At 59.2% G+C, this 9,131-nt stretch carries 8 protein-coding genes; 5 read left to right on the forward strand and 3 right to left on the reverse strand.

From position 1 onward, the window contains the following. Positions 1-114 precede the first annotated feature (114 nt). Entirely contained in the window at positions 115-1,029 is a 915-nt protein-coding gene (locus AC4IHP_RS24680; protein ID WP_460117545.1) for a DUF808 domain-containing protein, read from the forward strand. A 127-nt stretch (positions 1,030-1,156) separates the two neighbouring features. On the opposite strand, the gene AC4IHP_RS24685 is transcribed toward AC4IHP_RS24680, so the two are convergent. Together AC4IHP_RS24685 and AC4IHP_RS24690 are read right to left on the reverse strand one after the other, a co-directional pair. Then, a complete protein-coding gene (locus tag AC4IHP_RS24685; RefSeq protein WP_024012144.1) occupies positions 1,157-1,945 on the reverse strand; it encodes an MlaA family lipoprotein in 789 nt (262 codons plus the stop codon). Beyond that, entirely contained in the window at positions 1,938-3,236 is a 1,299-nt protein-coding gene (locus tag AC4IHP_RS24690) for a serine/threonine protein kinase (protein ID WP_490832961.1), read from the reverse strand. The genes AC4IHP_RS24685 and AC4IHP_RS24690 overlap by 8 nt, the downstream gene beginning before the upstream one ends. Positions 3,237-3,460: 224 nt before the next feature. Here AC4IHP_RS24690 and AC4IHP_RS24695 point away from each other — a divergent pair, with 224 nt between their 5' ends. Then, on the forward strand, positions 3,461-3,829 hold the full coding sequence (locus AC4IHP_RS24695) for a hypothetical protein (protein WP_490832962.1): 369 nt from the start codon (positions 3,461-3,463) through the stop codon (positions 3,827-3,829). A gap of 106 nt (positions 3,830-3,935) precedes the next feature. On the opposite strand, the gene AC4IHP_RS24700 is transcribed toward AC4IHP_RS24695, so the two are convergent. Beyond that, positions 3,936-5,531, reverse strand: coding sequence for a glycoside hydrolase family 17 protein (locus AC4IHP_RS24700; RefSeq protein ID WP_490832963.1), 1,596 nt, complete (start codon positions 5,529-5,531; stop codon positions 3,936-3,938). A gap of 297 nt (positions 5,532-5,828) precedes the next feature. On the opposite strand from AC4IHP_RS24700, the gene AC4IHP_RS24705 reads away from it, so the two are divergent. From AC4IHP_RS24705 to AC4IHP_RS24715, 3 genes are all read left to right on the forward strand, one after another. Beyond that, positions 5,829-6,680: a glycine betaine ABC transporter substrate-binding protein gene (locus AC4IHP_RS24705; RefSeq protein WP_039763645.1), complete on the forward strand. Its 852-nt coding sequence runs from the start codon at positions 5,829-5,831 to the stop codon at positions 6,678-6,680. Between the two features lie 241 nt (positions 6,681-6,921). Further along, complete coding sequence (locus AC4IHP_RS24710; RefSeq protein ID WP_016771016.1) at positions 6,922-7,233, forward strand: DUF485 domain-containing protein; 312 nt, start codon at positions 6,922-6,924, stop codon at positions 7,231-7,233. Further along, on the forward strand, positions 7,230-8,888 hold the full coding sequence (locus AC4IHP_RS24715) for a cation acetate symporter (protein ID WP_007919906.1): 1,659 nt from the start codon (positions 7,230-7,232) through the stop codon (positions 8,886-8,888). Before AC4IHP_RS24710 ends, AC4IHP_RS24715 begins: the two co-directional genes overlap by 4 nt. Positions 8,889-9,131: the final 243 nt, after the last annotated feature.

Raw genomic sequence — 9,131 nt, forward strand, 5'->3', positions numbered from 1 at the left:
GTTCTGGCGGTGGCGCATGGTAGCACCGGCCTTGAGCGGCGCTCAACAATGCAGCCTGTGGCCGGCGGTCGCGTTATGCTTGGCAACATTCATACACAGAAGGAAACAGGATTCATGGCAGGAAGCAGTTTGCTGGTGCTGATCGATGACATCGCCACCGTTCTGGATGACGTTGCATTGATGACAAAAATGGCCGCGAAGAAGACCGCTGGGGTGCTCGGTGACGATCTTGCGCTCAATGCCCAGCAGGTTTCGGGCGTGCGCGCCGAGCGGGAAATTCCCGTGGTCTGGGCGGTAGCCAAGGGCTCGTTTGTCAACAAACTGATCCTCGTGCCGTCGGCGTTGGCGATCAGCGCTTTCGTGCCCTGGCTGGTGACGCCGTTGCTGATGGTCGGTGGTGCGTACCTGTGCTTCGAGGGTTTCGAGAAGCTCGCGCACAAGTTTCTGCACAGCAAAGAGGAAGACGAAGCCGGCCATGCGCAGCTGACCGAGGCTGTGGCCGACCCGGCGACCGATCTGGTGGCGTACGAGAAGGACAAGATCAAAGGCGCGATTCGCACCGACTTCATTCTCTCGGCGGAAATCATCGCCATCACCCTCGGTACCGTGGCAGATGCCTCGCTGACTCAGCAAGTGGTGGTCATGTCCGGCATCGCCATCGTCATGACCGTGGGCGTTTACGGTTTGGTGGCGGGCATCGTCAAACTCGACGATCTGGGCCTGTGGCTGACGCAGAAACCGGGGCAGATGGCGAAAAACATCGGCGGCGGCATTCTCAGCGCCGCACCGTACATGATGAAAACCCTGTCGGTGGTCGGCACGGCGGCGATGTTCCTGGTCGGCGGCGGCATCCTGACCCACGGCGTGCCGGTGCTGCATCACTGGATCGAAGGCGTCGGCGCAGCGGCGGGCAGTGCCGGCTTTGCCGTGCCGATGTTGCTCAATGGCGTTGCGGGGATTATTGCCGGCGCGGTGGTGTTGGCGGTGGTTTCGGTTGTCGGCAAGCTGTGGAAAGCGCTGAAGGGTTAATCAGCAACACATAACAAATGTGGGAGCGAGCCTGCTCGCGAATGCGGTAGTTCAGTCAATATCGATGTTGACTGAAACTCCGCGTTCGCGAGCAGGCTCGCTCCCACAGTGATTTGCGGCAGCCGATTTACTCGGCAATCTGCAACTTGCGCGCTTCGGTGTACACGTAACGCACTTTCTCGTACTCGAATGGCGAGTTCATCTGACCGTAGCGGAAGCTGGTCTGGTAACGCTTGTCGATCGCACGCAAGGCCCAAACTTCCGGGTGGTTGGAGCTGACTTCGGCGACATTGAGGAAGTTGATCGCGGTGTCGGCGGTGTAATCCACGGCCAGACCTGCAGTGTCGCGAATGTTCGACGGCCCGAAAATCGGCAGTACGAAGTAGGCGCCGCCCGGTACGCCGTAGAAGCCCAGGGTCTGACCGAAGTCTTCGTTCTGCCGTGGCAAGCCCATGGCGGTGGCCGGGTCCCACAGGCCGGCGATGCCGATCGTGGTGTTGAGCAACAGGCGCGCGGTGGTTTCCATCGAGCGCTGGCCCTTGAACTGCAACAAGCTGTTGACCAGGTTCGGCACGTCGCCAATGTTGTTGAAGAAGTTGCTCACCCCGGTACGCACAAAGCTTGGCGTGATGTAGCGGTAACCGTCGACTACCGGCAGGAACACCCACTGGTCGAAGCGATAGTTGAAGTGGTAGACCCGGCGGTTCCACGATTCCAGCGGGTCATAGACGTTCAGCGCGTTGAGCGTCGAACGTTCGAACTCGCGCTGGTCCAGGCCCGGGTTGAACTTGAGTTTGGTCAGCGGTTCCTTGAAGCCGTCGCTGTCGACCACCACCGGTGCGTCGGCTTTACTGTTGTCGGCCTGGGCCACGCCTGCACAGAGGAACGCTGCAATCAGCAGGAGATATTTAGCCACGGAAGAACTCCAGCATGGCGTCGCTGTTGACGCGATAGTTAAGGTTGCCGCAGTGGCCGCCCAGTGGATAAACGGTCAGGCGCTCACCGAAGGTTTTACGCAGGAAGCCCAGGTCGCCAGGGCCGAGGATGACGTCGTCGGCGTTATGCATGACGGCGATTTTCGGGCTGTCGTGCAGGTAATCCTTGAGCGCATACAGGCTGACCTGATCGATCAGTTGCAGCAGGCTGCCGCCGTCGGTGCGCGCGCGCCACATCGGAATAACCTGCTCGGTGATGTAGCAGTCGAAGTCGCATTGCAGCGCACGCTTGAGGAACGGCGTGAGGCTGGTGCCTTCGGTGATCGGGAATTTCGGCGGGGTGATCAGGCCGCGACGATTGACCAGGTCCGAGGTATAGGCAATGTCGGCCGCCGAAAAGCGGAACGACGTGCCGATGAGCATGGCCATCTGCTCGTTGGTCAGATGCTGCTTGGACTGCTGGAAGTCATACAGCAGCGCATCGTTGAGGTCGATGTAGCCTTTTTGCTGGAAGTAGCGGGTCAGCTTGGTCAGTACCAGTTCGTAGAACGTCGTGCTGTTGTTGATGCCCTTGACCTCGGTCTGTACCAGCTTGTCGAGGTTGGTCACCGAGGTATAGAGGTTGACCGGCGGGTTGAGCAGCAGGACTTTCTTGAAGTTGAAGCTGCGGCGGGTCTCGTCCAGATGCGCGACGAACGCAGCATCGAGGGCGCCGAGGCTGTAACCGGTCAGGTAATACTCGGTGACCGGCAGTTTCGGGTTTTGCGCCCGCACGGCCTGCATCACCCGGTACATGTCTTCGGCATCTTCCTTGGTCACGCCCGGAGTGGCGAAACGCGAGGCGGCGCTGATGAAGTCGAAGCTGGTCGGCGACGACAACTGCACGACGTGATAGCCGGCCTTGTAATACAGCTTTTTCAGGTATTCGTTGAGCGTGCTGTCAAAGCGCGCACCGGTGCCGGCGATCAGGAAGATCAGCGGCGCCGGTTTGTCCTGCGTGGCGATGCGGTAAGTGAGCTTCTTCACTGCCCAGAAATTGTCCGGCAGCTGGAATTCACGCTCCGGGCGCAGGGTGAGGCTGCGGTCCGTTTGATTGATGTCGTCGTCCAGCGGCAACTCCGGACGCAGGTCCGGTGGTGTCGTGGCGATCGTCGCCTCGAACGGGTTGGTCAGCGGGTAGCCATAGCTGGCGGCGTCGATATCCACCGCCAGCGCGGACGCACTCAAGATAAGGCCGCTGAACAGCGCGGCGAAGCGCAAGGAACGGAGCATGACTAGATCCCTTAGAGGAAGGTGCCGATTGAAGTTCGCAGGCTATGACCACCGGCCGTGCGCCAAAGTGCCATGCTGCGGCACCAAACAGGCGGAATTCGGGGTAATAGTAGCTGGACGATACACGTTGCGAGGGCTTGCTGAACAGTTAACAGTTGTTAGTGCTTGCGAATGCCGGTCGGCAGATTAAGCTGGCCGCCGATTTCCGTAGATTGGAGTGCTCCATGTCCCGCCGCTTGCCCGTGATTGTGCTGCTCGTTTTGTTGCCGCTGTGGCTGGCCGCCAGTTATGCCGCGCGCTATGGCTTCATGGAAGACGGGCAGTGGGTGGGCATCTGTGTCGATGAGGCCAGTCGTTGGCAATGCGTGGTGCGTTCGAATCTGGGGCTGATGATTCATTTCAAGGTGTTGGGCTGGGCGGCGGTGGGCGCGGCAGTATTGGCGTTTGTCGTGTCTGGACGGGCAGGGTGGTGGCTGGCCGTGCTGGCGCTGGTGTTCGGTCTGCCGGCGCTGGCGTTGTACAACACGACCCTGGCAGTGTTTGCGGTGGTGATTGCCGGGTTGCGCCTGGTCAGATCTTCACGCAGCGCGTGACAGAAGAGATCGCAGCCTTCGGCAGCTCCTACAGTGGCATGCCGTACACCTGTAGGAGCTGCCGAAGGCTGCGATCTTTTGATCTTGCTCTTGCTCTTGCTCTTGCTCAGCCTCTACGCACCCGCAGGCAGCGCCACAACGCCACCACCATCAAGCCACTCACCAGCGCCCAACCCCACGCCTGCTGATTCAGAATCCCTTCCTGATACAACTGCGGTGCAATCCCGGCGCCGATGATAAAGGTCAGCAGAGCAATCTCCCGACGCGGCACGCTCACTGGGCGGCACAGGTAGACCAGCGCCGGCAGGACGAACGCCGTGCTGGCGAAACTGCGATAACGCGGATCGAAGACCATCTCCAGCATCATCACCGCAGCGGCAAAACCGGCCGCCGCGACCAGCCAGCCGGCGCGCCGTTCGAGGAAGTCGAATGCGCCTGCCCGCCAACCGTTACGCGCGCTCAACATCAACGTCGCATGCGCGAGGACCAACAGATTCAACCCGGTCAGCAAGCCGACCCACAGCCATTCACCGGCAAACCGTGTGGTCAATCGAGCCAGATCGCCCCAGGCGCCAATCGAGCACGCCGCGACAGCGCCCAGCAGTGGCAGGACAAGCGCCGAACGTGTGCTGCGCACGCGTCCACCAAGCATCAGCGTGCCAAGGAAAATCAATCCGCCGACCGCCAGCCATTCTTTCCAGTGCGGCACATTGCTCACCGGCCCGGCGAGCACGCCCTTGTCCTGCCGATCCGCATCGAACAGCCCCCAATAGCCGCCAACGGCGCCTTCACTGCCGCGCTTCCACGGTTGATCGAAGGCTTCGATCAGGTTGTAACGCCAGCCTTCCTGCTCGGCCATCGCCACGAATCCACGGATGAATTTCGCCTCGTTGACCCGGCTCGGCACGGCGGTCTCGCGCTGACGGCCTTCGCTCGGCCAGCCGGTTTCGCCAATCATCACGTCCTTGGGCGCAAATTTGTGGCCGAACACCTGACGCACATCCGCCACATGCCGCAGCGCCACGTCGATGTTCGACGGATCGTCTTCCCAGTACGGCAGCAAGTGGATGGTCAGAAAATCCACAGCCGGCGCGACTTCCGGGTGCTTGAGCCAGAATTCCCAGACGTCGGCGTAAGTCACCGGTTGCTTGACCTGGCTTTTGACCTTGTTGATCAGCCGGGCCAATTGCGCGCCGGTGACCTCTTTGCGCAGCAGTGCCTCGTTGCCGACGATTACGGCTGAAACCACGTCGGGGTTGGCGTTGGCCGATTTGATCAGCAACTCGACTTCCTGCTCGGTGTCGACCGGGTTGCTATTGACCCAGGCGCCGATCATCAACTTCAGACCGTGTTTGCGCGCAAGATCGGGCAGGGCGTCGAGGCCGGTCATTGAGTAGGTGCGGATGCATTCAAAGCGCGTCGCCAGCAACGCGAGGTCGGCGTCCATGCGCTCGGGGCGCAATTTGAACGGCACGTCGAACGGCGATTGGTCCTTGTCGAACGGCGTATAGGAAGCGCACTGCAATTTGTGTGTCGGCGTTGCAGCGTCCGGCAGGATCACCGGTTGGCCGAGGCCATACCAGAAACCGCCAAGGGCCAACAGCCCGAGCAGGCAGGCGAACAGATAAGGAAAAAAAGGAAATCGGGACGTCGCGGACATGGTCAGGCCGAGTGGCTGCAAAGCGACGCATGTTACCTGCATTTATAGAAGGGCAGGTGGCTGGCTGGCGTTGTACATGCAAAGTTCGGGCGGATTGTCTGGCGTCAATTAATCTCGCTTGATTAATGGCTTTCTGATGTCGTTTCTCGCTGCCTTGAGGTCGCTGACAGAGCAGGTCGACTGCCGCTTGAGGTTGATGATCAAACCATCAGTACCCTTTTTGAAAAATCGGCTGATGTTCGGTGTGTGAGGTCCGGCGTGATGGGGGCGCTGTGCACCATAACAATACGTTGACGATGCCCGGCATCCGTCGGGCGCAGCATTTCGGGGAAGTAAACGATGAAGATGCGACGACTTTTAGGCGCAGGTGCCGCTCTGGTGCTTGCGATGAGTTCCACTTTCGCCAACGCTGAAAAACAGACCCTGAACATCGGTTACGTTGACGGCTGGTCCGACAGCGTCGCGACCACCCACGTGGCGGCCGAAGTGATCAAGCAGAAACTCGGTTATGACGTGAAGCTGCAAGCCGTCGCCACCGGGATCATGTGGCAGGGCGTGGCCACCGGCAAACTCGACGCCATGCTGTCGGCCTGGCTGCCCGTGACCCACGGTGACTACTGGACGAAAAACAAGGATCAGGTCGTCGATTACGGCCCGAACTTCAAGGATGCAAAAATCGGCCTTATCGTGCCCGAGTACGTCAAAGCCAAATCGATTGAAGACCTGAAAACCGACGACAGCTTCAAAAACCGCATCGTCGGTATCGATGCCGGTTCAGGCGTAATGCTCAAGACCGATCAGGCGATCAAGGATTATGGTCTGGACAAGTACAGCCTCAAGGCCAGTTCCGGCGCCGGCATGATTGCCGAGCTGACCCGCGCCGAGAAGAAAAACGAATCCATCGCTGTCACCGGTTGGGTGCCGCACTGGATGTTCGCCAAGTGGAAACTGCGCTTCCTCGACGACCCGAAAGGCGTGTATGGCCAGGCTGAAACCGTGAACAGCATCGGCAGCAAAGGCCTGGAAGCCAAGGCGCCGGAAGTGGCCAAGTTCCTGAAAAACTTCCAGTGGGCGTCGAAAGATGAAATCGGCGAGGTCATGCTGGCGATTCAGGACGGCGCCAAGCCTGATGCAGCCGCCAAGGACTGGGTGGCCAAACACCCGGATCGTGTAGCTGACTGGACCAAATAATTTAAACACCGTCACGCACCTGTGGGAGCGAGCCTGCTCGCGAATGCGATCTGTCAGTTGATGCGATATCGACCGATAGGACGCCTTCGCGAGCAGGCTCGCTCCCACAGTTGTTTTTGTGTGTGCTTGAAAATGGCCAGAACATCATGGCCATCTACTACTAAGGTCGTCTGGAACCTCTCTCGCAGCCGCATACATTAGCTACGTTCCAACAATAATTTGTGCTGCGAGGATAAAAACAATGAACGACAGCATTTACCTCTCGATTCAAAACAGTCCCCGATTCAAGGAGCTGGTTCAGAAAAGGGAACGATTCGCCTGGATTCTCTCGGCAATCATGCTTGGGCTGTACTCCGCATTCATCCTGCTGATCGCATACGGGCCGCACGTGCTCGGGGCGAAACTCAGTCCTGAATCCTCGATCACCTGGGGCATCCCGATCGGTGTCGGCCTGATCATTTCAGCCTTCGTCCTGACCGGCATCTACGTGCGCCGCGCCAATGGCGAGTTCGACGACCTGAACAATGCGATTCTCAAGGAGGCTCAGCAATGATCCGGCGTCTACTGGCTCTATTGAGTGTTGCGGCTTTCGCGCCGAGTGTCTGGGCGGCTGACGCGTTGACGGGGGAGGTGGCCAAGCAGCCGCTGAACATCCCGGCGATCCTGATGTTCGTGGCCTTCGTCGGCGCGACGTTGTACATCACCTACTGGGCTTCGAAGAAAAACAACTCGGCCGCCGACTACTATGCGGCGGGCGGCAAGATCACCGGTTTTCAGAACGGTCTGGCGATCGCTGGTGACTATATGTCGGCGGCGTCCTTCCTGGGTATTTCCGCCCTGGTGTTCACCTCCGGCTACGACGGCCTGATCTACTCGATCGGCTTCCTCGTCGGCTGGCCGATCATTCTGTTCCTGATCGCCGAGCGCCTGCGCAACCTGGGTAAATACACCTTTGCCGACGTGGCGTCCTACCGCCTCGGGCAAACCCAGATTCGCACCCTGTCCGCCTGTGGCTCGCTGGTGGTGGTGGCGTTCTACCTGATCGCGCAAATGGTCGGTGCCGGCAAGTTGATCCAGCTGCTGTTCGGCCTCGATTACCACGTTGCGGTGATTCTGGTCGGTGTGCTGATGTGCATGTACGTGCTGTTCGGCGGCATGCTCGCGACCACTTGGGTGCAGATCATCAAGGCTGTGCTGCTGCTGTCCGGTGCCTCGTTCATGGCGCTGATGGTAATGAAGCACGTCGGCTTTGACTTCAACACGCTGTTCTCCGAAGCGATCAAGGTGCATGCCAAGGGTGAAGCGATCATGAGCCCGGGCGGTCTGGTCAAGGATCCGATCTCGGCGTTCTCGCTGGGTCTGGCACTGATGTTCGGTACCGCTGGCCTGCCGCACATTCTGATGCGCTTCTTCACCGTGAGTGACGCCAAGGAAGCGCGCAAGAGCGTGCTGTACGCTACCGGTTTCATTGGTTACTTCTACATTCTGACCTTCATCATCGGCTTCGGCGCGATCCTGCTGGTCAGCACCAACCCGGCGTTCAAAGATGCAGCGGGCGCTTTGCTCGGCGGCAACAACATGGCGGCGGTGCACCTGGCCAACGCGGTCGGCGGCAGCATCTTCCTCGGCTTCATTTCGGCGGTGGCGTTCGCAACCATTCTGGCAGTGGTGGCCGGTCTGACTTTGGCGGGTGCTTCGGCGGTTTCTCACGACCTGTACGCCAGTGTGATCAAGAAGGGCAAGGCCAACGAGAAGGATGAGATTCGCGTGTCGAAGATCACCACCATCGCGCTGGCGGTACTGGCGATTGGTCTGGGTATTCTGTTCGAAAGCCAGAACATTGCGTTCATGGTTGGCCTGGCGTTCTCGATCGCGGCGAGTTGCAACTTCCCGGTACTGCTGCTTTCGATGTACTGGAAGAAGCTGACCACTCGCGGCGCGATGATTGGTGGCTGGCTGGGTCTGGTCAGTGCTGTTGGTCTGATGATCCTCGGCCCGACCATCTGGGTGCAGATTCTGCATCACGAGAAGGCGATCTTCCCTTACGAGTATCCAGCGCTGTTCTCGATGATCATTGCGTTTGTGGGGATCTGGTTCTTCTCGATCACTGACAAGTCGGCGGCTGCGGATAACGAGCGCGCGCTGTTCTTCCCGCAGTTTGTGCGTTCGCAGACTGGGTTGGGGGCGAGTGGGGCGGTTTCGCACTAAGAGATCAGATGTAAGCTTCAAGCTGCAAGCTTCAAGAAAACGCCCTGGTTGAGAGATTGGGGCGTTTTTTTTGTGGGCGGTTATTGGTTGGTTTGGTGTGTATATCCGTTGCTGCGGTAACGGCGGCTTAGGGTTTCGCCCTTACGGCGACTTACTTTTTTACAAGCCGGTACGTGTCAAGGTAACTGTCGCCTTGGTCTTGCGGTTGCTAGTCCATTGCGCCCTTAATTTCAGAGCGCTCAG

Source organism: Pseudomonas sp. UF-293, from assembly GCF_058245595.1.